The organism is Streptomyces sp. NBC_00344 (genome assembly GCF_036088315.1).
Lineage (GTDB): Bacteria > Actinomycetota > Actinomycetes > Streptomycetales > Streptomycetaceae > Streptomyces.
The window spans coordinates 6,968,250-6,993,647 of record NZ_CP107996.1; the positions used below are offsets into that span (position 1 = coordinate 6,968,250).

The following is a 25,398-nucleotide window of genomic DNA, read 5'->3' on the forward strand; positions in this document are numbered from 1 at the left end:
AGCGACAGCGCGGTTACGGATCAAGCGTTCCTCGAAGCTTGGGCCAGGCACCCCCCATAGGTCCTGGCAGGCGCTCATATTACGGGCAACTCGCCCATCTTTGGACACCGATTACGGAAACCGGACATGGCGGTCAGTCAGGCGCCCGTCGTACGGAGCGCAGCCGTTCGTTTTGCAGTCCCGGAAGACGGACACTCGCGTACGGCTATCTCCGCCGAGGCGAGAGGTGGCTTGGTATTCCCACCGAATCCCGGTTTGCAGCACGAACAGCACCCCGCACAGCGTCTGCCGGTCCGGCACCCTCGACCGACCGGCCATCAGCTTCGGCCCCTGCTCCGGTAACAACAGCTCGATCATCGCCCACAGTTCATCCGAAACGACCCACGGACGCGACTCCCTCTTGTCCAAGTACAGGCAAACGAGCAGCCAGTTTCGGCAGTCACACCATCAGTGACTTCTGTCAGGACCTCTTAGTCGGCGGTTGGGCGCCAGCGAGTGGCTGCGGTGTTTGCCATGCGCCAGCCCCAGAGGCAGAGCAGAAGAGTGCATGTTGTCGCCCCGCTGGCGAGGACGACGTAGAGGCTTGTGGGCACGGGCTGTCTGCCGCCGACGGATATGGGGGCGGTGAGACAGACAGAGATAAAGCTTCCGACAGCGCTGGCGAGCATAGAAGGGAAGAGCACGTACCAGCCGGCGATGATCCCGTAGGTCCGGTGGCCGTCGGTGAGGACTGACAGAGGCGTGACGTCGCGTCCCAGTCGCAGAAGCTCTGCCAGCACGCTGAAACCGATGGCGAGGATCGTGATGGCTGATCCGATGAGGCCGAGGAGGCGAACCCATTGTGCTGAGGAGGCCAGGTCGTTGGATCCGAGGAGCCAGCTGTTGCCGAGGGGCTCGGCTGTCGCTCGCATGCCGAGATGTGCATGGGCCAGCGCTTTGAACTGAGGCACTGAGAGATCGTCGCCGGTAACGGAGACGGCGATCAGAATTTGATGTGTCAGGCGCGTTCTGTGTTGTCTTCTCGATCGGCGCGACTCGTGCCGTGACGGGACCGTGGCTGCCACCGACGGCCCAGCGAAGGAGTTCAGCGATCCGATTATCGCGGTCCATGGGGTTGATCGCTGCGGCGTGTTTCGCGTACGGCAGGTTCACTGCATTGAGGGCTGAGCAGGAGCCGGTGAAGGCGGTTGCTCCGGCTTGATCACTGCTGGCGAGCAGCAATTCGATCTCAGCGGGAAGTGCGGTGGCGAAGTCATGTATGCGGGATGGCGTGGGGGAGGAGAGGGTGACCAGGGAGGACCCCACGCGTCCCTGCGTGGAGAGCGCGTTGGCTGCGTTCTCGCCGAGCAGCCCGGTCCAGAGCTGGATCTGTGCAACCAGTCCGATCATCACGACCAGCGCGGCGACGAAGCGGGCCGCGACTCGTGTCTGGGCGGCCAGTCGGCGCCCTGCAATGATCATGCCCGGTTGACCGGCCGTTCGGCCTATTGCAGCGATTCGCACTCCGCTCCAGCCTGTGAGCGCGGCGATGACGGAGGGCAGAGTTGCCAGCACAGCCGCTACCCCGACTGCGTAGACCGGCAGCCGCAGATCGTCGCTTGCCAGTTCCGAGCCGCGCACGGCCAGGAGCAGGGCAAGGGGGAACAGCCACGGAAGCCAGGCCCTTTGACGCTGGAACCTGGCGGTGGGCTGCGTGTTCCCGTGTCTGTGAGGACGCCGGGGTGCAGTAGTACGGCTGCGGCTATGACGGTGCACGGCGCGACAGACCAGCGCCTGCCAGTGGCCAGCTTGCGTTGCGTACGTCGTACTTGCTGAGGGTGCAATCGACCCAGGGGAAAGGGAGATCGACAAGGAATGCAGGGCTGATGAGCGCGGATGCTGCGGCAGGGCCAAGCGCCGCGGGAACAGCTGCTTCCCCTGCCGTGAAGAAGATGCGTGCGGTCTTCGTTGCTCCCAGCGCCTCGAAGAGAACCAGCCCTCTCACCCTGGCGGCCGAGCCCGTACGTACGCTGGCGATCACGAGCGCGCCAGCCGGTAGCAGTATCAGGCCCGCTAGGCCGACTGTAAAGATTGGAAAGGCTGGAATGAACATGCTTTCACCGAAAGGTGCTGTACTGTCGCGCGGCGCGCCGAAGGACCGGACGGGATGCATATCTGCCCGATCGAGGCGGGCCACCCGAGGTCGGATATAGGCGAAGCGCTCCTCAGGGGCTTCTAGACCAGCCTCGCCGATTGTGCCTGAGAGGTGTTCGTACCGGTGCTGGATTCCCTCGCGGTCTCCGGCCTTGAGCAAAGCCGGGGACAGTACAGCCTCGCCAGGACGCGGCCAGTGCGTGAGGCCCGGCGGTGGGGGTGCAGTGGCTGTCTCGGGCTCAATGTAGACCACTGAATGCTGGCGCCCGGCGACGTCGTCGGTGCCCACGCCCACAGGGCGATCGCCTCCCCCCTGGTTGTTCTGTAGGAACAGTGGGGCCCGGTGCGCACCGCGCATCTCGCGTCCGCCGTACGTCGCGTGGGCGAGCACGGGGCTCGCCAGTGCGAGCGTGAAGAAACATTCTGCAAGAAAAATGCCCCAGAACCGCAGGCGTCCTCCATCTGCTGACATCGTTGTTGCAGCCCAGCGCGCAGAAGTTGGAGGGCGAAGCTTCGGTGCTTCACTTGTCTGTCCCCGCTTCCGCGCCTTGTTGGCAGGGCGACAGCAGGCCGTCATGCAGTCAGAGTTGGCGCTGTGCGCGTGATGCCACCATGTCGTCGTGCGTGACCAGGACCAGCCCGCACTGCCAGCGTTCCGGCAGGGCGTAGAGCAGATCGGCGACCGCGTGGCGGGCAGTTGTGTCCAGGGCACCGGTGGGTTCGTCGGCGAGTAGCAGCGATGGCTTGTTGATCAGCGCAGGGGCGACAGCGACCCTTTGGCGGCCACTGGAGAGAGCCTGTGTCTGATGCTTCTGGCGCAACGTCTAGTTCGCCCAGCAGCTTTTTCGCCGATGTGAAAGCTTCGTAGCGCGGCGTCTTCGCGAATATGGCGGCAATGGCCACGTTTTCCAGTGGTGAGTTCGGGCAATAGTGGCTTTCCGCTCAGAGCGTACAGGAGTTTCGATTTCAGTTGTTCGTGTACATAGCGTACAGAAGACGTGACTGTATCACTCGTTGTGCTGGGGTGATTGCTTGGAGCGATTGAAGTGCATAAGGCATGAATGGGCAACCTTGCGTGGTATTTGACGCATTCGCTGCACCGTAGCGTCGCCCGTAGAGGCATTCTTTAGGTTATTTATGTATTATGTCCAACTTAGCCGCTTTAAGTCCCGCTTTCTTGGTTTAAGTCCGCTCGAGACTCTTGATCTTGCGATGGCGCATGCATATATTCATCTCGCGGTCTTCACGGATCGTCACAGATTCTTGCTATGTGTGAAGAAGTTCGGGGGGCGTCGCCGGAAGGTGGCGTTGAGGGGGAGTTGTGCTTTCGGCTGCGTCGGCGCGTGTGCGTGTGCTGGTCATGGTGTTGGTGCTGGCTGTAGTCGCGGCTGGTGGCTGGCTGGTCCAGGTTTCATCGGATGAGGCTGTGGCGGCGACGACGGCCAGTGCGGTGAGTGGGCCGCGGCCGACGGGGCATCAGAGGCCGGTGTCGCTCGCAGAGCGGCGTGCGCAGACCAAGGATCGGGCCAAGGCGACGAAGTTGCATGCGCTGGCGTCCGCACGGAGCAGGCCCGCAACGGCGAAGCAGTTGGCGTTGCTGACGAAGGATCAGCAGCGGATGAAGGCTGTCGGTCTGAGGACGAACGCCGCGACAGCTCCTCGCCGGACGGCTGCGAATACGCTGTCCGCGGCGGCGCAGACCGCTGCCGCCGGGTCCTATTCCAGTGGTGCGTTGTACCAGGTCACAGCGGATCCGTTTGGGAACGCGGCGGCGCAGCAGGGCGGGTTCCTGGAGTCGTTGGGCAATCACATCGGTGCGGCGGTACCGGGCGAACCGCTGCAACTGTCGGCTGCGATCTGGCAGACCGGTGGCGCCGACAGTGAGGTGCATCCGGTCAAGGTGCGCTGGAAGGTCGTCGACTACTGCACCGACGCGGCCGACAAAATCCTCGACTTCGGGCAGACGGTTCAGGCTCCGACGCTCAATACCGGCCGGACGTTCCCCGTGGCCAACGCCTCCGTCACGCTCCCGGCAACTGGCTGTACGAACCCGTCCCCGTCGTACTTCGTCTATGTCTGCACGACAGTCACCGATGATGCTGCGGACACGGAGTCCTGCGGTTCCTACAACCAGTTCTACATCGTCCCTGTGCTCCCCGAGGGCGCGGCCTGCGGGTCGCTGTGCGGGGACGCGAGTGGCGCACCGGGTACGACCGTCACCCGTGCGGACCCGGTGAACACCGCGACCGGCGCCTTCAGCGAGGCCTTCACCGATGCGCAGGTCCCCGCCCCCGGCGTGCCGTTCGCCGCATCGCGCGTGTACTCCTCGGACAACACGACCACCGGCGCTCTGGGCAAGGGCTGGCAACTCCCCTGGGAGACGAGGCTCCAGATCGAAGCTGACGGGGACGCGGTCCTGACCGGCGAAGGCGGAGCACGCCACACGTACACCAACGATTCCGGGGGAGCGTTCACCGCACCCGGTGAGGTCCGTTCGACACTCGCCGTCGACGGCAGTGGATACAGACTCACCACGGCCGACCACACCACCTACGGCTTCGACGCCGGCGGCCGGCTGACCGGGTTGAAGGACCGTACCGGTCGTGGCCTGTCCCTGGCCTACACGGGCACGAAGCCCACGAAGATCACGGATGCGGCGGGGCATGCTGCGGTCCTGGCCTATGTAGGGGACCGGCTGGACACGGTGACACTCGCGGACGGCCGCTTGGTCGACTACGACTACACCAACGACCAGTTGAGCAGTGTGAAGGCGCTCGATGGCGCCACCGAGCACTACGGGTATGACACAGCCGGACTTCTGAACAAGGTCACGGACGCCCGGAGCGAGGACGTCACGAAAAATGTGTACGACACCCAGGGCCGCGTCTCTACCCAGACCGACGCGCTGCAGCACACCACGAAGTTCGCGTACACGAAGAACGGCCAGTTCGACCAGGTCGACACCACCGCCGCGGACGAAGGCGTGTGGACGGACCTCTACTACAAGAGCGTCCTCTTCACCCAGATAGACCCCCTCGGTAACAAGACGTATTTCCGTTACGACCAGCACTTCAACCGCACCAGCGCTATCGATGCGGAGATGCGTGAGACAAAGTGGGACTTCGACACAACGGGCCGGATGCGAAGCCGGGCCACGGGGGCCTCCGACGAGGCATGGACGTACGACGCCAACGGCAACGTCGCCACGCACCAGGACGGCGAGTACAACACCACCATCTTCGGATACAACACGAACAACCAGCTGACCTCCGTCAAGGACCCGCTGCAGAAAACGTCGACGTACCTGTACGACCCGACCAGCGGGATGCTCGAGACGGCGACCTCCGCGCGTAAGAAGACCACCGTCTATGACGTCGATGACACCACCGGCCAGCTGAAGTCGGTCACGACGCCCAAGGGCAACAAGACCACATACGCCTACGATGACTACGGTCGTCTCAAAACGTCGGTAGACCCGCGCGGCAACGTCAGCGGTGGAGACCCGACGAAGTACACAACCGTCTACACCTACGACGATGCCGACCGCCTCAAGACCGTCACCGACGCCAAGCAGCACAAGACCGTCTTCGACTACGACCTGGCAGGAAACCTGCACCAGGTCACCGACGCCAAGCTGCGCGTCACCCTCTACGACTACGACGACAACGGGCGTCTTTCCACGGTCACCGACCCGGCAAAGAAGACCACCGTCACTGGCTATGACGAGGTCGGCCGCATAGCCTCGGTCACCGACCGCACGCTCGGCAAGACCTCCTACACCTATGACAAGGCCGGCCGCCGGCTCACGATGGTCACCGCCCGCGGCAACGCGACCGGAGCAGACGCGAAGGCGTTCACCTGGACCTTCGGATACGACAAGGTCGGCAATCGCAAGACGGTCACGGACCCGCGCACCAAGACCACCGCATTCACCTGGGACGCCGACAACCCGCCTCTGTCCACGACGGATCCGCTGAACCACACGCGCAGCGTCACCTACGACGACAACGGCAGCGTCGTCAAAACCACTGACGCGCTGAATCACGGCACAACCCTCGCCTACGACGACGACAACAGACTCGCCTCGTCCAAGACGCAGTACAGCTAAGCCACAACCTACGAGTACGACGATGACGGCAACCTGTCCGCCCAGGTTGCCCCGGAGACCGACGAGCGCACGACATACGGCTACGACGACGACGGCAATCACAGCACCACTGTCGACCCGCGCGGCAACGTCGCCGGCGCCGACCCGGCAAAGTACACATGGACCTACGGATACGACCCGGCCGGACAGCCCACCTCGGTCACCGACCCGCTCGGCCACCAGCACAAGACGGGCTACGACGCCGTCGGCAACATCGACTCGACCACCGACGCCCGCGGCAAGCAGACCGTGTACGGGTACGACGAGCTGAACCGTCCCAACAAGGTCACCAATCCGGACACCGGAAGCACCACCACCACCTACAACCTCGCCGGATTCCTGGACACCAGCACCGACGCCAAAACCCACCTCACCACCTACGGCTACGACGACGAGGGCCGTCTGAAGTCGGTCAAGAACCCACTGAGCAAGACCGTCGGCTACGGCTACGACCCTGACGGCAACCGCACCACGGTCACCAACGCGCGTAAGCAGACCATCACCACCACCGTCGACGCCCGCGGCCTGCCCACCAAGGTCGCCTACTCCGACGGCACACCAACCGTCAGCTACGGCTACGACGACGCCAGCCGCATCACGGGTGTCACCGACGCAACCGGCTCGCGCACCGTGACGTACGACGAAGACGACAAGATCAAAACAATCACGGCACCAGGCGCCACCAAGCCGTTCACCTACAACTGGAACTCCGACGACACCCTGCTCAACCGCGCCTACCCCGACGGGCGTACCACCGGCTACGCCTACGACAAGGACGGCCGGACCAAGTCCCAGACCACCAACGGCAAGGCCACCGGCTACGGCTACGACAAGGCCGGAAACCTCACCTCGGTCACGCTTCCCACCACCACCGCGCGCAGCGAAGCCCGCACGTACGACACCGCCGGCCAGCTGGCCACCATGACCACCCCGGCAGCCGGCACGCACAGCTTCAGCTACGACGAGAACGGCCGCCTCACCGCCGACAAGCCCGGCACCGGCTACCCGGTCCGCTACGGCTACGACGATGCCGGCCGCATGAACCGCCAGTGCACCGACACATCCACCACCTCATGCGTCGCCGGAACCACCGGAAGCCGCTACAGCTACGACAAGGTCGGCAACCTCGCCACATCGGCCACCTCGACGTCCACGACCACCAACACCTACAACGACGCCGACCAGCTCACCGCCACCGCCTCCGGCACAACCACCACCAGCTACAGCTACGACGACGACGGAAACCAGACCAAGGACGGTGCCGACACCATCGGCTACGACCCCCTGGGCCGCGTCAAATCCGCCACCATCGGCACCAGCGCCTACACCTTCGGCTACGACGCCGACGGCAACCGCACCACCACCAACAAGAGCGGCACCCTCGCCCGCACCTCCCGCTGGGACATCAACAACGCGCTCCCGCAGATCGCCACCGACACCGACAGCACCGGCGGCCTCCTCGCGGACTACCAGTACGACCCCAACGGCACCGCCCGCGCCCTGAACAAGAGCGACAGCACCTACTACCTCACCCACGACCGCCAGGACTCCGTCAGCACCGTCTACGACGCAGCCGGCACCGACAACTACCGCTACACTTACAGCGCCTGGGGCACCTCCACCGGAAAAGCCACCATCACCGGCGGACAGACCAGCATCTTCGGCTACACCGGCCAATACAAAGACCAATACCTCACCGGCCGCCTCCAGCTCCGCGACCGCAGCTACGACCCCTCACAGCGCCGCTTCACCACACAAGACCCCCTCCCCGCAGGGCTCGGCGACCCCAACCACTCCGACTACAACTACGCCGACAACGACCCCGCCGACGAGTCCGACCCCTCCGGCGACTGCCCCATGTGCATCGGCGCAGCCATCGGCGGCGTCCTCGGCGGCGGCATCTACGCCCTCACCCACCAGGACGACTTCAACTGGGGCGACTTCGCCGTCGCCACCGGCAAGGGCGCCCTCATCGGAGCCGGCGCAGCCTTCCTCGCCCCCGCAGGCGCAGGAGTCGCCGCAGGTCTCGGCCTCGAAGGCGGCGCAGGCCTCGCTGTCACCGTGGGCGTCGATGCCGCAGTCGGTGCCGGATATACCTGGGCGGTCAACACGGCCCAATGCCAACCCACTACGCCAGCAGATCTACTACTCGGCGCCGCTGGCGGAGGGCTGGGTTCACTTGCGGGTCCAGCATGGCGCGGGCTTAGAGGAAGCTTCGCGCGCGGGTCTCTCGACGCGATGGACGGATCGATTCCGGCTGGCAGCAACGTGGCTCACGGAGCTACTTATACCCGCATCGGTGACGATCCACGAAGCATTCGCAACTCGGTGAACGTAGCCAACGGTGGCGAGCATGACGTGATCGCACACGGTTCCCCAGATGGGTACTTGGACTTGGACGAGGGCATGGTCAATGGAGGACAGCTCGTGGACGCCATAACCAATAACCCCGCCTACAATGGGTGCGCCATTAGACTCATGGTGTGTCACTCCGGGGCTAGCGAATCCGGGATCGCGCAACAGGTTGCCAATGAGATGGGCGTTACGGTGCGTGCACCAACTCGCCAAGTGGGTACGAACCCTGCGCTCGGCAGAGGGCAACAACCACAGGTCGCGCCCGGCGGGTATTGGCGAATATATCTCCCGATCCTGGAAGTAAGGTAGCTGTAACGTAATGAAGTATTTGGGGTTTTTCCGAGAAATCGGACCCGAGAACCTTTCCGTATATGCGGAGAGCATTGAACTTGCTAAGCGGCGGGAGGTTGATTATCGGAAAGTCGAGATAATTGCATACCTGGAGTCGGGGCACCCGCTGCTTGATGTCATGGAGAGCTGTCCGGATGTGCTGGATTCGAAGCTCTCTATTAGAGGAGGGTCGTCCGTACTTACTGACGGTGAATGGATTTGGAGGTGGGATTTGATCCATTACGTGCGGCGGTACGACCTTGGACTGCAGGATGACTTCGTCAGTTACGTACGCGATAATTCATATCGAGTTCCAGAAGTGTCCTCAGGTGTGTTGGTTGCGCTGTCGAGTGAAGTTAATAACCTGCTGGGGTTTCACTCTGACCCGGGAGCGAAGCCGAATCGTCCCTAAAGTGGTGCGGAAGCCCGTGTCTGGGCAGGTGAAGCCGGGGTGCCCTTGTGGGGCTGGCATACGGTCAGGGCATGGTCGTTTGGGGGCGCCTACGGCTTGGGCTGCGTAGTGGAGATCATTGCCGTGTTGCCCAGGTCGTAGATGGCGCGCACTCCCTCGCGCGTCCTGCGCGGAGCGAAGCCGAGTTCGCCTCTGGTCTCACCAAAGGCATCAAGGGTCTCGCCAGATTAGCGAGTGGGAGTGTGTCAGACTCTCGCTGGTTTTCCGTTACGTTCCCGAAGCTGATCGGCCCAAGATCTACTTCGAAGTGCACGAAAGCCTCCCAGGATCTTCTCGGCCAGGCGAAAGGTGCCAGTGGCCACGAGCCTTCCTGGGGAGACTCCTGGTGGGCTCTTAGCTTGTCCTTTATCTTCCGGCCCCGAACGGTGTCTCGAACTGAGTCGCTCACCTGGGGATTCGCAGGATAGGAGAGCGGCTTTCGTCTGCTTCTGTGCTCCGTCACGAGGAGAACCAGTCGAAGGCCGTTGTCATGAGTGTGGTGTGCCCGGATGTCCGGAGAGAATCGTTCGCGGAAGCGTCACGCTTCCGAGCAGAGTTCTACGCGTGTCTGACCGCCCGGCGTGACGAACTGTTCGAACTGACCGACGCACTGTTGTGCGTCGACGGGCGGGTCACCTCGCCGGTGGACCTGACCATGGTGCCCGAGCACCGGCGTGCGCACGGCGCGCTGTACGGAGCTCTCAACCGGGGCCAGATCGACGCCGGGAGGCTGCGGACCTTGCTCGCTGGGCTGCCGTTGCCCCGGTTCGAGGGCGGGCGCCTGGTCCTGGCGGGCGACGTGTCGCCGTGCCTTCGCTCGGACGCACCGTGCTCGGCGGACCGGTTGTTCTGCCACGTCTACGGCCGGGCGAAGTCCGCCTCTCAGTTCATCCCAGGGTGGCCGTACTCCTTCGTCGCGGTCCTCGAACCGGGAGCCACCTCGTGGACGTCGGTCCTGGACGTGGTCCGACTCGGACCCGAAGATGATGCGACCGCAGTCACCGCCGCCCAGCTCCGCACCGTGGCCGAGCGGGCTCATCTCAGCCGGCCAATGGGCGCCCGGTGACCCGGACATCACGATCGTTATGGACGCGGGTTACGACGTCACCCGCCTGGCCTGGGTCCTGCGGGATCTTCCTGTCGAGTTGGTCGGGCGGGTCCGCAGCGACCGAGTGATGCGGCTGCCGAAGCCCTCGGCCAAGGAATACGCCCTGGCCTAGTCCCACGGCGGACGGCCGCCGAAGCACGGCAAGGAGATCCGCTTCGCCCACCCCGAGACCTGGCCCGAAGCGGCGATCACCACCGTCACCGACACCGCCAACTACGGCAAGGCCGAGGCTCAGGCGTGGGACCGTATTCACCCGAGGTTGACCCACCTCTCGGCCTGGCTGGAGCACGACGGTGAACTCCCCGTCGTTGAGGGCACTTTGGTCCGGCTGAAGGTAGCACCTCTCCAAGGAACCGGAAGCACCGCCGGTCTGGCTGTGGTCCTCCAAGACCGGCGCCGCTCCGATAGACGTGGATCTGTGGTGGCAGGTGTTCCTCCGGAGATTCGACCTTGAGCACACCTTCAGGTTCACAAAGCAGACTCTCGGCTGGACCACCCCGAAGGTCCGTACTCCCGAGGCCGCGGACCGGTGGACATGGCTCGTCGTCGCGGCCCACACCCAACTCCGTCTCGCCCGGCCGATGGCCGCCGACCCCCGCCGGCCCTGGGAGAAACCGACCGAATTCGACCGGCTCACCCCCGCCCGGGGCCGCCGGGGGTTCAGGAACATCCGCGCCCATCTGCTCTGTCCGGCCCGCGTTCCCCAACCCCGTGGCATCGGCCCCGGACGCCCACCCGGCACCAAGAACCGGCACCCCGCACCCCGCTACGACGTCGGCAAAACCGTCAAGCGCCCCGAGACCGTCAAGGCCATCGGCAGACCCGGCCGATCCTGGTAGATATAGAGCAAGCCAAGTCCGTTCCGTCGCCCAAGTACGCTGCTCCTATGAACGGTCGGGAGAACAAGTGGGGCCGATAGTCGGCCGTGACGGGGCTGCGGTGGCTGGCCGGTGGCCTGTCAGTGGCGCCTGGCACCATGGCCACCCATGAACGCTGAATCGGCCGAACGCTCCTGGCTCCGCGACTTCCACCGCGGCTTCCTGCTTGAGGGCTACACCCTGACGCTGGTTCGCGGGCTCACTCCGCGTGAGTACCTCGACCGCATCGGCGCCCAGCCGCAGGAAGACTGCGACGGCTTCGATAACTTCATCGCCCGGGACCGCGAATTCCAGGACGATCAGGACGACTGGGGCGACCGCATGTTCGTCGGCGCCGCCCTGGTCCATGACGAAGACGCCGACTGGATCCTGGCCCTCGAGATCAACGGCGGCATCGAGATCCACACCGATGCAATGAAGCACGCCACTCGCGGCACCCGCGGCGTCTCGCACTTCCTCAGCCCGAACGCCATGTCCCTGTTCTCCTGGTGGGAGGACGGTGAGCTGCGCACTCGCTTCGAAGGCCCCCTCCATCGAGAAGGCAGCACACCGGACCACCTCCTCGACCTCATGCGCCAGACGGGGTTCGACCTCGAAGCCGGCGCCTACGACCTGGAGAACTATGTCGCACTCGCGGAAGAGCTCAGCGGAGTCCACCTGACCGCGAACATGCTCGAATACGGCACCTACTCCACGGGCACCGTTGAGATCCCCACCGAGCACTGAACCGGCGTCGTCATCGACGTCACCGATACGCACGACACCCGCACACCTACATCAGCCTCCCCAACCCCGCGCACGATCAGCGTTAGATCGGCTGCAAGGCCATGCGGGTAGATAAGGAACAAGCTGAGGGCCTCTCGATGGGGCGTGCCGTCGAGGCGTTGAGTGAAGTCGCTCCCCGCCTTCCGGGCTCTCCGGATCCGGATGCACCTGCCGCACGTGAACCCGGACAACGTCTGGGCCGAGGATCTGGCCATCGGGCAGCGGCGACTGCTCAACCGCGAGGAGGACAACGCCTTCTGGGCCTGCGCCATCATCGAGGTTCTGCGGCACACCGGCGTCCACGCCGAGGAGATGCTGGAACTGAGCCACCACAGCCTGGTCCAATACCGGCTGCCGACCACCGGGGAGATCGTCCCCCTGCTGCAGATCGCCCCGTCCAAGACAGACGCCGAACGGCTGCTGGTGGTCAGCCCCGAACTGGCCGACGTGCTCAGCGCGATCATCTGCCGGATCCGCGACACCGGCGGCGCCGTGCCGCTGGTCCGGACCCGTGACTACCACGAACACGTCTGGATGCCGCCGGCCCCGCTGTTGTTCCAGCACTGCGTCGCCGCCGAACCACAGCGCATCGCCCGCGAGCGTGTCAGCGCGTTGCTGGATGATGCCCTGTCCCGCACCGGCCTGGTCGATTCGGCGCCACTGCACAGTGCCCGCTGGGGTCGATGCGATGACTGCCCGGCTCAACTGCTCGCCCAGGGTTTGGCGTTGTCCTGGCAGCGATGGGCCCTGGTCCGTATCGACCAGGGCGATCGGGAGGTGGTGCAGGTTCCCCCTCAAGTTGAGAATGCCACCCATGTAGAGCAGCGACAGGAACAGTGCCACCAGCGCGGACAGGATGGTCGGCACGAGCCAAATTTTGCCGCGACGTGCCACAACGGCGGCGCGTGCACGTGGCTGCTGCTGCCCGGAACCCGCTGAGGTCATGGCACTCCATCAGGTATCCCGGTCCTGTGCTGTCCCGGACCTGGCTGTCGTCTTGAGGCCGCACACACGTGCCCCTGGCGCTCACGCGTTCGCAGTGCGTACGCACCGGTCGCGCCTACAGCGACCATATCCCCATGGCTGCCAACGCCCCTCCCGACACGACCGCGGCCGCGCCCACCAGCCGGGGCCGATGTCGGAGGCCCTGATGCCAACGGCGCTCGCGCGCTTGTTGATCTGAAGGCCGTTCGGGGCCGGCCGGGGATCGAGGTTGTGCGGGGCGAGCAGTGCGGTGCGGCGCAGGGAGCCTCGATGCTCTGCCCGGCACTCACGACGAGCAGCGCATGCGATCCGGCGCCGACCAGTCCGAGCGCGCCCCGTCTGCTCACGGACGGGCGGGCCAGTGCGGGTGCGACGAGCCCGTACGGATTGGACGGTTCCGGTTCGGTTTGCCCCGTGTCCGTGGCCAGGACCGAGCGCAGGGTGCGGGAGCATCCAGGATGTGGCGGTTGCGCAGGCAGTCGCGGTGGGCGGCGACGCAGGTCTCCACGGCTCGGCCGAGGCCCTGCCACAGATGGAACCGGTCTGCGACCTGCAAGGCGTCGGGGGCCCGCGCCGGGCCCCCTCGGCGTAGGCGCCCGCCCGGTCCCGGCAGATAATCTCCACGCCGGGGTGGCGGATCAGCCACGCGGCCAGCGGCCCGGCTTCACGCGTCGGGAGGACATCGACCACGCGATGATCTTCGACACTGGTCAAGACTGCTGTCCCATTTCCACATGGGACACGAATCCCACGCTGCCGAATCCACACCGGTCCGCCCTCACGCTGACAAGGCATACGACGTCCCTCACCTGCGTAAATGGCTGTGGGGCAAGCACATCGGAGTCCGGATTGCCCGCAAGGGAGTCGAGTCCAGCGAGCGGCTCGGCCGACGCAGATGGGTCACCGAGCGCACCATGTCCTGGCTGACTGGCTACCGCAGACTCAACCACCGCTACGAGCGGAATCCAGGCAACTACCTGGCCTTTCTCGGACTCGCCGCCACGCTCTGCTGCTACAGACGGTTCCTCAACCTCACCATGTAGGACATGGTCTAAGCCGGACGAGATAGCGCCGGAGGAGAAGAACCTCGTGCGTAAGCAGCGCGACCGGCCAGTGGAGGTACTGGCCGGGGGACCACAAGGCACGCCACAGTCACCGTGACACGGGTACAGCGACGCCGCCGGAGTCATCGACGCCGTGGGCCCCCAAGTCGACGCCCACCGCGTCGGACAACGGGTCTGGGTATACGGCGCCCAGTCCTACCGCCCCTTCGGCACCGCCGCCCAGTACACCGTCGTACCTGACCACCAAGCCGGACCTCTGCCCGACCACCTCAGTGACGAGCTGGGGGCGAGCTTCGGCATCTCCGGCATCACCGCCCACCGCGCCGTCTTCGCCGACGGCCCGGTCGACGGCCAACTGGTTCTGGTCCACGGAGTTCTCGGCGGCGTCGGCTCCCTGGCCGCCCAGCTCGCTCGCTGGGCCGGCGCCACCGTGATCGCCACCGTCCGCCGCACCGCGGACCTCAACCACGTCGACCCGGCCGTCGCCCACGCCATCGCCCTGGACACTGGCGACCCCGCCGCTTCCATCCGCGCGTACGCGCCGCAGGGCGTCGACCGGATCATCGAGGTCGCGCTGTCCGACAACGCCGATCTCGACAACGCCGTCGCTGCCAACAACGCCGTCATCGCCGCCTACGCCACCCGCTCGGACCGCACTGAGATCCCCTTCTGGCCTTTGCTGTTCAACAACGTCACCCTGCGGCTGCTCGGCAGCGACGACTTTCCCGGCGAGGCCAAGCGCCAGCCCGCCCGCGACCTCACCTCCGCCGCCGTCGGCGACTGTTACCCGCTGGACGACATCGCCAAGGCTCACGACCGCGTCGACGCCGGCGGTGCCCACGGCCGCATCCTGCTCACCATCCCCCGATAGCGCAGACTCGGAACACTGCCCTGCTCAACTGCCTAGCTCTACGGGTCGGCCCGTCGCGCTGCCAAGTATTCGGACCAGTTCCCGCCGGCGAGGGTGGCCCAGCGTTCGGCTGTCTTGGGGTGGATGCCGAGCAGGTCGGCGATGACCATGGGCGGCAGGTCTATCAGGGCGTCCATCATGGCGGTGTTCCGTGCAGCGCGGGCGGGCAGACCGTGGTGTCTCAAGGTGTCGGCGAGGCCGAGGGGGTTGCGCGGACGTCCAGGGCTGTGACCGGGCAAGAGGTGAAGGCGTCGACCTTGACTGGAAGAGGGACTTCTACCGGGGCACCGACGCGGGCAGGAAGGAACTCGCCAAGGATGTGTGCGCCATGGCCAACACCGTCGGGGGCCTGGTCGTCGTCGGCGTAGACGACGGTAAGCAGGATCAGCTCTTCATCGCCTCGTCCTCGTCCAACAGCTCCAAGTCCGACTCGGGACCCGCGGACTGAAAGCCTTCTGGTGCACCTACTGCGAGGACTACACCCACATCAAATCCGTCGTCAACGTCACCACCACCGACCCCGAGAAGACCGCCCTGACCTCCGTGCTCGACACCTGCAGCTCCTGAGACCCCGGCACGACGCGAGCAGCGTGAAGCGGTCTCGACAGCTGCAGTACTGGGGCCAGTAGCCCCGTGACCTACGGCGTCTGATGGCCATCCGCGCGCAGTTCACGCGGGTGGCCATCGGCGGTGTGCTGTCGTCACAGGGTCGTAGAGGGTCGCGGCCTGCAAGGTGGCGTGGTTGCTGTCCCGACCCTCGGCTTTCAGCGTCAGGGGGGTGGCCTCGTGACTGGCGCAGCGGGGGATGCGGAGGCGGGGCTGGCGAGAGCGATGAGGGAGAGCGCGGCCGCACCGCGCAGCAGGTGGTTGATCACGCCCGACTTCATACCGGTCAGGTCGCGCTCCGCCGGCTGGGCCGCAGCGAGCCCACCCGCCTGGGGGTACATGCTCACTGCAGAACGGGACCTCTTCGCCACACGACTTGGGGCTTAGCCGTGGGTCAAGCAGTCCAGTTCGCTGCTGATCGCATCCCGCAGCACATCGTGTTGCGGGCCAAGCCTGAACTGCTCGTCACTCCACCGGTCACGCGGATACAGCCACACCGGCTTGCCTACTAGCTCGGCCGGCTCCCATTCGAATCGCGGCCAGACATGGGCATGCAAGAACGGGTCTGTGTTGCCAAGGATCTCCAGGTTGACCCGGCGGAAGCCGGGGTCCAGCCGCCGGCAGGCCCGCTCAACCGCTTCTCCGAGTTGGTCCATGTTGGACAGAAACGACAGTCGCTTGGCCCTAGGCAGGTCAGATAGCCGTTGAACATCCGGTTCGTCCGCGAGGAGAACTGAATACCCGGGCAGAAACTGAACGTCGCCGATCGCGGCGAAGCCAGAGTCAAGCCGCCGCAGCACAGTCGGATTCTGGCCCCGCAGAGCAGCCCCGATCCTGTCCATCCGCCAGTCACCAGTCATGGCCCGAACCTACCCACAGGTGATCAAGACCTGCTCTTCGCCCCCACCCACCGAGCCGAATAGCGCAGGGTTGAAACACCGACTCTTCCCCAGTCGCACGGTCGCTCGTGCTGCCGCACACCCCATGGATGGTCCGCTGCTGGCTGGCTCTCCGTTCTGACCCGCTACTGCACCTGGAAGTGTTCGCGGGCGTACGCGCGCAGCTCCTTCATGGGCTGCTCAGGTCGTCCGTCAAGGCGGCTGATCAATGCACACGCCAGGTCAACGCAGCGCGTCGACGCCGAGGTCACGGCCGAAGCTCTTCGCCCTGCACAGCACCCTCGCGTTCCAACCGAACCCACGGATCTACCGACCTGAAGCAGACCGGTGTCCCTGCGGGTTCAGGCTGAAGGACCTTCGGTTTCCTTGAACCCACGGGGATCAAAGGGGATCGCCGAGATAAGCTCAAAAGGGGCGGGATGATCTTGAAGCCCCGAGCGCCGGGCCCGTCCCGTATTTCAGAGGGACACCTACGCTGTTCTGCCAGCGACAGAACACCGGCCGGACAGGGCTCGACGATCACTACAGTCCAGTCTCATGACGACGATTACGACGCGTACGGTCGAGTACTCGGCCGACGGTTTGACGATGATCGGGCACCTCGCGCTCCCGGCCGGTGTCGACCGCCGGCCCGCAGTGCTGCTCGGGCCAGAGGGCATGGGGCTCAGCGACGTCGAGTGCCGCCGGGCCGATGCTCTCGCCGAGCTGGGGTATGTAGCGCTGGCCTTCGACCTTCACGGCGGGCGCTATTTGGGTGACCCCGAGGAGATGCTGGCCCGTTGCATGCCACTGCTCGCTGATCCCGACCGGATGCGACGCATCGGCCATGCGGCGCTCGACGAGTTGCGCACCGAAACCCGGACCGACCCCGACCGGACCGCCGCCATCGGCTACGGCACCGGGGTCGGAAGACCCGATCATGCCGCCCGCGCAACGGAACGCGTTCACCGCCGAGATGCAGGCCGCGGGCGTCGACTGGCGCCTCACTGTCTACGGCGGCGCCTTGCACGCCTTCCATCACCCGCCGGTCGACCACCCCTTGGCCCCCGGCGTCGGCTACCACCCACAGCACGCGCAGCGAGCCTGGCGCGACGTCGTCGACTTGCTGGCCGAGTGCCTGCCCGTGACGGAGTTTCCCTGCGGATCCCGCTCATCAGCTGCGATAGGTTGCCCGCCATGACTGAGCTCGGACCCGTTGCCTGGCCACCTTCCCCGATAAGGACCGAACGGCTCGTGCTCCGCGAGTCCGAGGTCCGGGACCGTGCGGCATTCATTGAACTGTTCGCCTTGCCAGAGGTGCGCACCTATCTCGGTGGCCCTCGACCGCGTGACGAGCTCGAACGCGCGGTGCCTGAACTGCCCGGTCGGCGCCCTGGCCTTTTCGTGATCGATCTCGACGGAGCGATGATCGGCTCGATCACGCTGGATCGGCGCGACGCGGAGCGTCCAGGGCCCGTCCGTCCGGACGCCGGGGAGGCGGAGCTCGGCTATATGTTCCTGCCGGAGGCGTGGGGATGCGGGTATGCCGCCGAGGCGTGCGCGGCGGCGCTCGGCTGGTTCGCCAACGTGCTTCCTGGCAAGCCGGTGGTGCTCTGCACTCAGACTGCCAACGTCCGCTCGATGCGCCTCGCGGCGAAGTTGGGGTTCACCGAGGTGCAACGGTTCGAGGAGTGGGGCGCCGAGCAGTGGTTCGGCGTGTGGTCCCCGGCCACGGTGCCTGGTTGAGCTTGGACTTGGGCCTGCCTGGCGGCCTTCGAGGGCAGCGCCGGCGGATGAAGTGGCGAAGCAGCGAGTGGGAGACGCAGACTTCGTAGTCGTCCATGAGCCACAGCCATATCGGGGGTTGGGGAACATCGGAACGAAAACTGGCGCTAAGCCTTGATCAGTCCTGGTGGACGGCTGACGGAGCGTCGGAGACCGGACCCGTCTGAAGTCTTCCCACGGATAACGCCCTATTATCTGCGGGAGTGTGTCTGCCCTTCCCACAAGGCGCGCATTGCCTCTTCGATCGGCGCCAGCGGGTCCTTTCCCGACATGGTCGATAGGGCAGTGCCGAACTTCTGACGAGCGTTGCGTAGTTCACCGAGCATGGTGCCCAGAGTGGCCCGGCTGTTGTTGGGCTGTACGACCGAGTGCGCCGCAGCCTCCACAGCTTTGATGGCCTCGCTGTAGGCGTGAACTGGCTTTGGCATGCGCCCGTAAGCGGCCTGCCACGCAGCGGTCAGATGCTCGCCAGCAGAGCCAGCAGAGCCAGCAGAGCCAGCAGAGCCAGCAGAGCCAGCAGAGCCAGCAGAGCCAGCAGAGCCAGCAGAGCCAGTCTGAGACGTCGCTTCGGCGACAGTCTGTTGTACGGCGTCGCCCACGGCTGGCATGACGCGCTCTTCCAAGCGGTCGCCTGTGTCCGCCACGCGATACGCCGACCCTCCCTCGTTCAAAATCCTCACGAGGGCATCAACCCAGCCCTTGGACAGGCGGCCCTCGCCAATGAGGTCCAGCACCTGGTCCACCACGTCGAGCAGAGCGTCATCGGTGGAGCTGGTCAAAGGTTCGAGGTACCTGGCGACGCCTGAATGCTCCTGAGATGGAGGGAGACGCAGTCAGCAGAAGGACGGTGCGGACCGCCTCCGTGTCAACTCCTCCACGGAACCCGAACGCTTCGGACACCCACGACTGCAAGGGTTCGACGAGGTACTGGGGCGCCCCCTCATGCGGTCCGTCGAAGGTGGGCGCGGATCTTCCTGTACGGACGGAGAAACGAGGACGCGATGGCATGGTCATAGCGGGACGGTACCGGCGGCCTTGAGCGCCTTGCACTGCATATCGCACCAGATCATCGTGGCGCGGGCAGCGAAGCAGGGGTGTCGCTCGGCAGCAAGGAGTCGCGGCCGGCTGCCAGCTCCGGCAGGTACTTTGTCCGCCCGTCCTGCTACAGCACTTCGCCCCGGCACGGGCGTTGATCGGCTCGTACCAGGGCGGGCAGGAGTTCAGCGGCGTTATTGGCCGCTGCTGACTTCAAACTCCTCTCCGGTTTCATCAGTAACCGAGATTCCCTGCCAGAAGTTGACCCTCACGCCCTTGTGGCTGCTCGAGCCTGGAGCTTGATCTGCAAAGGCGGGTCCTGCCAACGACAACGCAGCCACCGTGAGGGCAAGAGCGGCGATCGCACGCGTAGTGATCTTCATGGGCTGCTAACGAGTCCAGGTATGAGCGGTCACGGAGGCGCCTTCTTGGCCCTGTTCTCGTATAGCTACCGCCAGGTGGCGTCTAGCGCTGAGTAACTACTTGCGGCTGCGGCGACAAGGGCGGTGTCGGGCCCCATCATGGCCGCCCCTGACTCCTCGCGCGCCTGACGAACGGCGCTGCTCGTGTCAGTGCCCTGGGGCAGGATCGAAGGATGACCGATCTTGTACAGAACCCGTTCGACCCCGGAAACGACTGGAGCAATCGCACACGGCACCGATTCACTGGCTTGTCAGCAGAGCTGACTGACCTGGTCCTGCACTTGGGCACCACCTCCGAGTTCTGGGACTACCGCTACAAGGTCGACACCGTCTGGAAGCGTCGAGCCAAGGCCCTGCTCAAGACATCCGGCGCCCGCGAGCTGGTCCAGTACGCTGTCCGGGAACTGGCCCAGTCAGGCTCCTTCCACGGAATGACCGATCCGCGACACGTCATCAGAGAGCTCGGACAGGCGAAGCCGCCTTCCCCGGCTCGGAGCCTGGCGATCGGTGCAACGCTCGCCGCAGGCTGGCTCGCTGGGGATACAAGCGAACTCGCCGATAACCTCGCAGTGGTGGGCCGGAAGAACGCACAGGCCATGGACACCTATTACCGGGTGGACGACGACATCGCTGGCGCCGCATTCATGGCCCTGGGCGAACTGCCCGGCCGGGACGCATTGGAGGAACTATGGGCACTGCACTATTGGGTCGTCCCGGCCCGGCACTCGCACAAGGTCCTGGTGAAGTCCGTAAAGAAGGCCGCCACCCGCGCCGGGGTCCCGCCCCACGAGCTGGCCGAACGCACCGTGCCGCGTCATGGACTGGAACCGGACGGGACGCTGACGCTCGGCTGGATCGGGCGCGGCGCACGCTGGTGGAACGCCGCGCTTGACGCGGTCATCACGGTCCACGACAGCGGGCAGGTGACCGTCGACTGGATAGACGACGAGAAAGCAACGCGCACGCGCACCACGGCACCTTTCCGATCCCCCACCGGCTACAAGACGCGGACCCGAGCCGAAAGCGTCGACGGGGTGCGGCTTCACGCTCAAGACATAGTGAAGACCCTGGCCGCAGAGCGGCTCCGACTCACCACCGCGGCCTTTGAAAAGCGCACCTGGCTCTGGTCGGACTGGTCGCGGTACTACCGTGACCACCCGATCACCAGCGTCGTCACGCGTTCGTTGGAATGGGAGTACGAGACACCTGGCGAACACGGCTACCGGCACCTCGGCACCAGTGCCGCCGGCGTCGAGATCGAGCCCACAGCACGGGTCCGGCTGCGGCCCGCCGGCCCCGGATCAATCACCGGCCGAGCTGCCTGAGCTGGGCACCGGGGCCGACGCGGAACGCCCAGTATTGTGCGGCAGCGGCCACACGGTGGCGTTCCTCGGGATCGAAGGGTCTCGAGAGTCCCGTCGAGGGCGGGGCAAGAACGTGGTCACTCTGGGAGTGGCGTCCAGCGATCATTAATCGAACACGCGCACCCTTGCCGTGTGACCATGTACCCCTTTCCTGATGATCTCCGGGCAGCTCAGACGGAGCTCCATGTGACTCGTGCTGCGTATGAGGCGCTGTTGCGGGAGCTGCCGCGGTCGGTGGAGCCGGTCGAGGCGGTGGAGGACAGGGAGCACTGGTATCGGCGCAACCATCCGCTCCCGGCGTCGCCCGGGTACACATCCGAGCAGCGCCAGCAGGTTGAGGATCTGCACGCCCGGCTGCTCGATACGTCGGCCCGGGTCGGCACCCACCCGTGATTGGGGGAGCCCGGGCGGCGGCCTTGTGCGAGGCCCGGATGCGGCTCAAGGCCGTCACCGGGCCTGCCGGGGCGGCGACGTAGATGGCGGCCGGTCCGCCGCCGAGCATCACGGTCGTGCTCCCGGATCGGCAGGAGATCCGGGGGCGTCTGTATGCCCGACGGCAGGTGGAGAGCGGTGAGTGGCGCTACCAGGTCGGGGTGCCGATGTGGCGCCACGAGCAGGCGGAGGTCATCGCGGCCGAGTACCGGGTGTGGGTGTCTCCGGAGCAGTTGCGGCCGCTCGAAGGTGTCCGGTACGACCAGGTGCCTATCCGCGGTCTGCCGCCGGATCAGGAGCCGGCTCCGGCCGGCCCGCGGTGGGGATGGCGCGTCGTGCCGCTGCTCGACAACCGCCGCAGGACGCTCGGTCAGGTCGTCCATGTCCACGACTGCACCGAGGCAGAGGGTGGGCGCGACGCCGACCTGGACGAAGCGCTCGACGCGTTGCGCCGGCCGGGAGGCCAGGCATGCCAGGAGTGCGCTGCGGCAGAGGCGCTACTGCCGCTTCAGTGAGGGACTGCCGGAGCGCGCGCTCAGCTTGTTCTTTAACATTTGGCGGAGCCTCATGACGCTGGTAGGTTCTCCGCGGTGACTTTGATGGAGACGCAGGGCCTCGTGTCGATGACCGACGAGGCGCAGTTACGTTGGATGGCGCTGGGGGACACGACTCGGCAGCCGCCCGTGGTCATGCTCCATGGTGGTCCGGGGCTGCCGGACTATCTGGGCGATGTCGCCCCCATGGTCGCGGACCTCGCGCCCGTGTACCGGTACGACCAGCGTGGCACGGGCCAATCCCCGTGGCGGGGCCGCCATTCCTTCGCCCGGCATGTCGACGATCTCGCCGAGCTGCTCGACGCATGGGACGTGCCCAAGGTCGTACTGATTGGGCACTCCTACGGCACTGACCTGGCGAGCCGGTTCTGTCTGACGCACTCTGACCGGGTTGCCGCGATGATGCTGATGTGCGGGCCATTCGTCGGTGATTGGCGTACCGGGGATCGGGCGGAGCGCGGCCGTCGTATGTCCGCAGCGCAGCAGGAGCGGCTACGCGACTTGGAGGAGTTGCCGCACCGCACGGAGGAGCAGGAAGTCGAGCTGCTCACGCTGGCTTGGTTCACCGACCACTCCGATCGCGAACAGGGGTGGCACTGGGCCGCGCAGGGTGCCCGGCGGCGTCGCCCCGTCAACTGGGCTATGAACGGTGAACTTGGCAGGGAAGGACGTGCGGACCCGCTCGATGAGCATCTTGCCGAGCTGCGCTTGTGCCTGCCCGCGCGAACGGAGCTTCTCGGTGGGGCCGACGATCCCCGCCCTATGTCGGCTCTTGAATCACTCGCGCTCCGGCTCAGTCTTCCGCTGACGCTGATCGAGGGCGCTGGGCACGAGCCCTGGTTGGAGCAGCACGACGCCGTGCGTGCGCACCTTCGGCGATTCGTGCAAGGCACGGTGGGCGCATAGGGCTTCGATCGGTTTGCCGGCTGGCCTCATTCCAGGTTGTCGGCGCTGCAGCGGATCCGGTGCCGAAATGGACCTCGAACTAGGCCGCTCACCTGGGGATTCGCCGGACATGGGGGGGCTTCGTCTGATCCTGTGCTCCGACCACGGTGCACGTGACCAAGACGAAGGCTGTGAGGGTGAGTCTGCTGCCAGATGCTGTCCGGAGGGAAGCGTTCGCTGAAGCGACGCGCTTCCGGGGCGAGTTCTACGAGTGTCTGACCGCCCGGTGCGATGAGTTGTTCGAGCTGATGGACGCGGTGCTGTGCGCGGACGGTGCGTGAAGTCTCCGCCTTCCCCGAGCGGGGCTGGCTGGCCGGACACTGTCGTTGCCGCCGGTCAGCCGGTGAAGGACTCGGGTCCGAAGCGGCCCCACGCAATGAATGCTGCAAGCGCGAGATAGATCAGGTTCAGCATCACGAACTTGGCTTCGCCGCGTCGGCCGTGGGTGATCATCGCGCCGATCATCAGCAAGACCCAGCAGACGGCAGTCACCGGCACCAGGACCGGTGCGATGTCGAGGGCGGCGGGCAGGATCAGGCCTGCCGCGGCCAGGATCTCGAGGACGCCGAGGGTCTTGACGAAGCGGGCGCTGGCGTCTCCGGTCCATCCCCCGCCCGGGGCCGCAGCCAGTCTTTCCTTGGGCACGAATGTCTTGGTGATGCCGCCGGCCAGGGCCACTGCGGCCAGCAGTCCGGCAGCGATCCACAGCGCGAGGTTCATCATCTACTCCTTGATCGAGGATTGCCTGCACCTCGTACGACGAGACAGGAACCCCGCCCGTGACATCTGCGAACCCCCGGGCATGTGAAGGCGGGCGGCGCGCACGGCCTCCCTGGGCATGTCCTCATCCCGGCCATCAGTGAGCGGGAGCAATCCGAGCTGCAGCATCAGGAACCGGACGCTTTCTGACCGGCTCGTAGTGACCGGTGCGTTCTGGCCCGCCCGTTCTTCGAAGCCTGGTCAGCGTTGACGGCGGTCGGTCAACGCTGAACTGTTCGCCTCTCCCCCGGACTTGCGTCAGCGGCATCATGGGGAGCCGCTGGCTTTCCCGTTTGAGAGGCACCGTCGAACTGGTCGTCGGCGAAGTACGCTCCTGGCACCACGCACCATGGATCTGGGTCGACCTCACCTGCGCCCTGCAATGACGAGCCGGGCATCAGGACTCGGCGGCGGCACTCTCACGTTCGGCGAGGAACATGTCGAGCAGTTCGAAGAGCACCTTGAGGACGTGTGTTTCCCGCTCCGGCGAGAGGTCCCATCCGCCGTTCCAGCCGGGGATGGCCACCTGCAGGATCTGGGCTTCCCAGACGAGGTTGCCGCTGGCCTCGTAATTTCTCATCAACCACTCGCGCCAGCCGTCCAGGCCGGCCCCGCCGTGACGGCGGGCCGCCTGTTCGTAACCCACTATGAAGGCCACCACACCGGTCAGGGACGGGCGGCCGATGAACATACCGGTCCGTTTGGCGAACTGGGCGAAGTACTCACGCTCGCTCATGTCGATCAGTGTTGTCACCCCAGAATCCTGCTGTCCCCTGCACCAGCTGTCGACCAGCAGCACCAACTGGGCCACGTACCTCAGGCACCCTCGCCAATTGCCCGGGCAACTCACGACGATCCAATACGTGATGCCGTCAGTAAACCGTGGTGGGAACAGGCTTGTAGCTTGATTGCCATCACAGTGGCATTGATCGACTCGACTTGGCCTTCTCTCCACCGCCGGCTGGCTGCGGTACCTTGCCCCGGAACTCGATCCGCTGCTGCTTTTGGATCCCGAGGGTGTCCCCTGGGGACCGAAGAGCACGTCCTTCATCACAGACCGTCTGGTCACTACTGCTCACGCAGTAGTCGAGCGGGGCGCGAAGTTAGTCGTGGTGCCCTGCAATACCGCCACTGTCACTGCGATCGACGCCCTGCGCCGGGAGTTCGAGAAGGACTGCCAGCAGAGGTCGATGTCCGCTTCGGTTGCGTCGGTGCGCGACCACCACAGCCAGACCGGCTTGTTGACTCCGCCGCTGGGCAGCTTCTCCACGACAAGACGGATGACGGTGCTCTCGATGACGGGCAGCGGCCCGCCGTGGTCGAGCCACGCGGCCCGGCGGGTTAGCCGCGGGTGCAGCCGGTCCCACGCCTGCGCGGTCGCCTTCCCGTAGAGCCGGGTGTCCGTGCCCGTCACGGCCTGCTCGGTGCCCCAGGTTGCGGGATCGCCGAAGACGAACTCGCCGCCGTGCTTGGGTGGCCGGCCGCCCTTGGGG

At 65.6% G+C, this 25,398-nt stretch carries 19 protein-coding genes and 6 pseudogenes; 15 read left to right on the plus strand and 10 right to left on the minus strand.

Annotated elements, in window-relative coordinates; genetic code table 11:
- Window positions 1-111 precede the first annotated feature (111 nt).
- From OHS16_RS31520 to OHS16_RS31530, 3 genes are all read right to left on the minus strand, one after another.
- A complete protein-coding gene (locus OHS16_RS31520; RefSeq protein ID WP_328540648.1) occupies window positions 112-357 on the minus strand; it encodes a transposase in 246 nt (81 codons plus the stop codon).
- 113 nt (window positions 358-470) lie between these two features.
- The gene (locus OHS16_RS31525) at window positions 471-950 is read right to left on the minus strand and encodes a hypothetical protein (protein WP_328540649.1); all 480 of its coding nucleotides are present in this window, start codon (window positions 948-950) and stop codon (window positions 471-473) included.
- A gap of 1,764 nt (window positions 951-2,714) precedes the next feature.
- Window positions 2,715-2,954, minus strand: a complete 240-nt coding sequence (locus OHS16_RS31530; RefSeq protein WP_328540650.1) for an ATP-binding cassette domain-containing protein — start codon at window positions 2,952-2,954, stop codon at window positions 2,715-2,717.
- Window positions 2,955-3,619: 665 nt separating this feature from the next.
- On the opposite strand from OHS16_RS31530, the gene OHS16_RS31535 reads away from it, so the two are divergent.
- From OHS16_RS31535 to OHS16_RS31575, 7 genes and pseudogenes are all read left to right on the plus strand, one after another.
- The gene (locus OHS16_RS31535) at window positions 3,620-6,241 is read left to right on the plus strand and encodes a DUF6531 domain-containing protein (RefSeq protein ID WP_328540651.1); all 2,622 of its coding nucleotides are present in this window, start codon (window positions 3,620-3,622) and stop codon (window positions 6,239-6,241) included.
- A gap of 288 nt (window positions 6,242-6,529) precedes the next feature.
- Window positions 6,530-8,944, plus strand: a complete 2,415-nt coding sequence (locus OHS16_RS31540; protein ID WP_443042722.1) for an RHS repeat-associated core domain-containing protein — start codon at window positions 6,530-6,532, stop codon at window positions 8,942-8,944.
- Between the two features lie 962 nt (window positions 8,945-9,906).
- A pseudogene (locus OHS16_RS31545) lies at window positions 9,907-11,363 on the plus strand (NF041680 family putative transposase).
- A 147-nt stretch (window positions 11,364-11,510) separates the two neighbouring features.
- Window positions 11,511-12,128 (plus strand): DUF6461 domain-containing protein, encoded by a 618-nt coding sequence (locus OHS16_RS31550; protein ID WP_328540652.1) that lies wholly within the window; start codon window positions 11,511-11,513, stop codon window positions 12,126-12,128.
- A 201-nt stretch (window positions 12,129-12,329) separates the two neighbouring features.
- Window positions 12,330-13,106, plus strand: coding sequence for a hypothetical protein (locus tag OHS16_RS31555; RefSeq protein ID WP_328540653.1), 777 nt, complete (start codon window positions 12,330-12,332; stop codon window positions 13,104-13,106).
- An 812-nt stretch (window positions 13,107-13,918) separates the two neighbouring features.
- Window positions 13,919-14,194: pseudogene (locus OHS16_RS31570) on the plus strand (transposase); the annotation flags it as partial.
- Between the two features lie 124 nt (window positions 14,195-14,318).
- Window positions 14,319-15,086 (plus strand): annotated as a pseudogene (locus tag OHS16_RS31575) (zinc-binding dehydrogenase); the annotation flags it as partial.
- A 38-nt stretch (window positions 15,087-15,124) separates the two neighbouring features.
- Here OHS16_RS31575 and OHS16_RS31580 read toward each other — a convergent pair.
- Complete coding sequence (locus OHS16_RS31580) at window positions 15,125-15,265, minus strand: hypothetical protein (protein WP_328535063.1); 141 nt, start codon at window positions 15,263-15,265, stop codon at window positions 15,125-15,127.
- A gap of 11 nt (window positions 15,266-15,276) precedes the next feature.
- Here OHS16_RS31580 and OHS16_RS32200 point away from each other — a divergent pair.
- Window positions 15,277-15,450, plus strand: a pseudogene (locus OHS16_RS32200) (hypothetical protein); the annotation flags it as partial.
- 445 nt (window positions 15,451-15,895) lie between these two features.
- Here the strand turns inward: OHS16_RS32200 and OHS16_RS31590 are convergent.
- Complete coding sequence (locus OHS16_RS31590) at window positions 15,896-16,078, minus strand: hypothetical protein (RefSeq protein ID WP_328535061.1); 183 nt, start codon at window positions 16,076-16,078, stop codon at window positions 15,896-15,898.
- 36 nt (window positions 16,079-16,114) lie between these two features.
- Window positions 16,115-16,591, minus strand: a complete 477-nt coding sequence (locus OHS16_RS31595; protein ID WP_328535060.1) for a diadenosine tetraphosphate hydrolase — start codon at window positions 16,589-16,591, stop codon at window positions 16,115-16,117.
- A 576-nt stretch (window positions 16,592-17,167) separates the two neighbouring features.
- On the opposite strand from OHS16_RS31595, the pseudogene OHS16_RS31600 reads away from it, so the two are divergent.
- Window positions 17,168-17,810: pseudogene (locus OHS16_RS31600) on the plus strand (dienelactone hydrolase family protein).
- Window positions 17,807-18,355 (plus strand): GNAT family N-acetyltransferase, encoded by a 549-nt coding sequence (locus OHS16_RS31605; RefSeq protein ID WP_328535059.1) that lies wholly within the window; start codon window positions 17,807-17,809, stop codon window positions 18,353-18,355. Before OHS16_RS31600 ends, OHS16_RS31605 begins: the two are co-directional and overlap by 4 nt.
- Window positions 18,356-18,585: 230 nt before the next feature.
- On the opposite strand, the gene OHS16_RS31610 is transcribed toward OHS16_RS31605, so the two are convergent.
- A complete protein-coding gene (locus tag OHS16_RS31610; protein ID WP_328535058.1) occupies window positions 18,586-19,173 on the minus strand; it encodes a hypothetical protein in 588 nt (195 codons plus the stop codon).
- An 851-nt stretch (window positions 19,174-20,024) separates the two neighbouring features.
- Between OHS16_RS31610 and OHS16_RS31615 the strand changes: the two genes are divergently transcribed.
- The 5 genes from OHS16_RS31615 to OHS16_RS31635 all read left to right on the plus strand — a co-directional run bounded on the left by OHS16_RS31615 (window position 20,025) and on the right by OHS16_RS31635 (window position 23,427).
- Window positions 20,025-21,176 carry a DUF4132 domain-containing protein gene (locus tag OHS16_RS31615; protein ID WP_328535057.1) on the plus strand — a complete coding sequence of 384 codons (1,152 nt, stop codon included), beginning with the start codon at window positions 20,025-20,027 and terminating at the stop codon, window positions 21,174-21,176.
- A 225-nt stretch (window positions 21,177-21,401) separates the two neighbouring features.
- Window positions 21,402-21,608 carry a hypothetical protein gene (locus OHS16_RS31620; RefSeq protein WP_328535056.1) on the plus strand — a complete coding sequence of 69 codons (207 nt, stop codon included), beginning with the start codon at window positions 21,402-21,404 and terminating at the stop codon, window positions 21,606-21,608.
- A 116-nt stretch (window positions 21,609-21,724) separates the two neighbouring features.
- Complete coding sequence (locus OHS16_RS31625) at window positions 21,725-22,162, plus strand: DUF6233 domain-containing protein (RefSeq protein WP_328535055.1); 438 nt, start codon at window positions 21,725-21,727, stop codon at window positions 22,160-22,162.
- An 84-nt stretch (window positions 22,163-22,246) separates the two neighbouring features.
- On the plus strand, window positions 22,247-23,107 hold the full coding sequence (locus OHS16_RS31630; protein ID WP_328540657.1) for an alpha/beta fold hydrolase: 861 nt from the start codon (window positions 22,247-22,249) through the stop codon (window positions 23,105-23,107).
- Between the two features lie 176 nt (window positions 23,108-23,283).
- Window positions 23,284-23,427 carry a hypothetical protein gene (locus OHS16_RS31635; protein WP_328535054.1) on the plus strand — a complete coding sequence of 48 codons (144 nt, stop codon included), beginning with the start codon at window positions 23,284-23,286 and terminating at the stop codon, window positions 23,425-23,427.
- 55 nt (window positions 23,428-23,482) lie between these two features.
- On the opposite strand, the gene OHS16_RS31640 is transcribed toward OHS16_RS31635, so the two are convergent.
- The 3 genes and pseudogenes from OHS16_RS31640 to OHS16_RS31650 form a co-directional block, all read right to left on the minus strand.
- Window positions 23,483-23,866 carry a DoxX family protein gene (locus OHS16_RS31640; protein ID WP_328540656.1) on the minus strand — a complete coding sequence of 128 codons (384 nt, stop codon included), beginning with the start codon at window positions 23,864-23,866 and terminating at the stop codon, window positions 23,483-23,485.
- 436 nt (window positions 23,867-24,302) lie between these two features.
- Window positions 24,303-24,659: a hypothetical protein gene (locus OHS16_RS31645; RefSeq protein ID WP_328535053.1), complete on the minus strand. Its 357-nt coding sequence runs from the start codon at window positions 24,657-24,659 to the stop codon at window positions 24,303-24,305.
- A gap of 414 nt (window positions 24,660-25,073) precedes the next feature.
- Window positions 25,074-25,388, minus strand: a pseudogene (locus OHS16_RS31650) (NF041680 family putative transposase); the annotation flags it as partial.
- Between the last annotated feature and the right edge of the window lie 10 nt (window positions 25,389-25,398).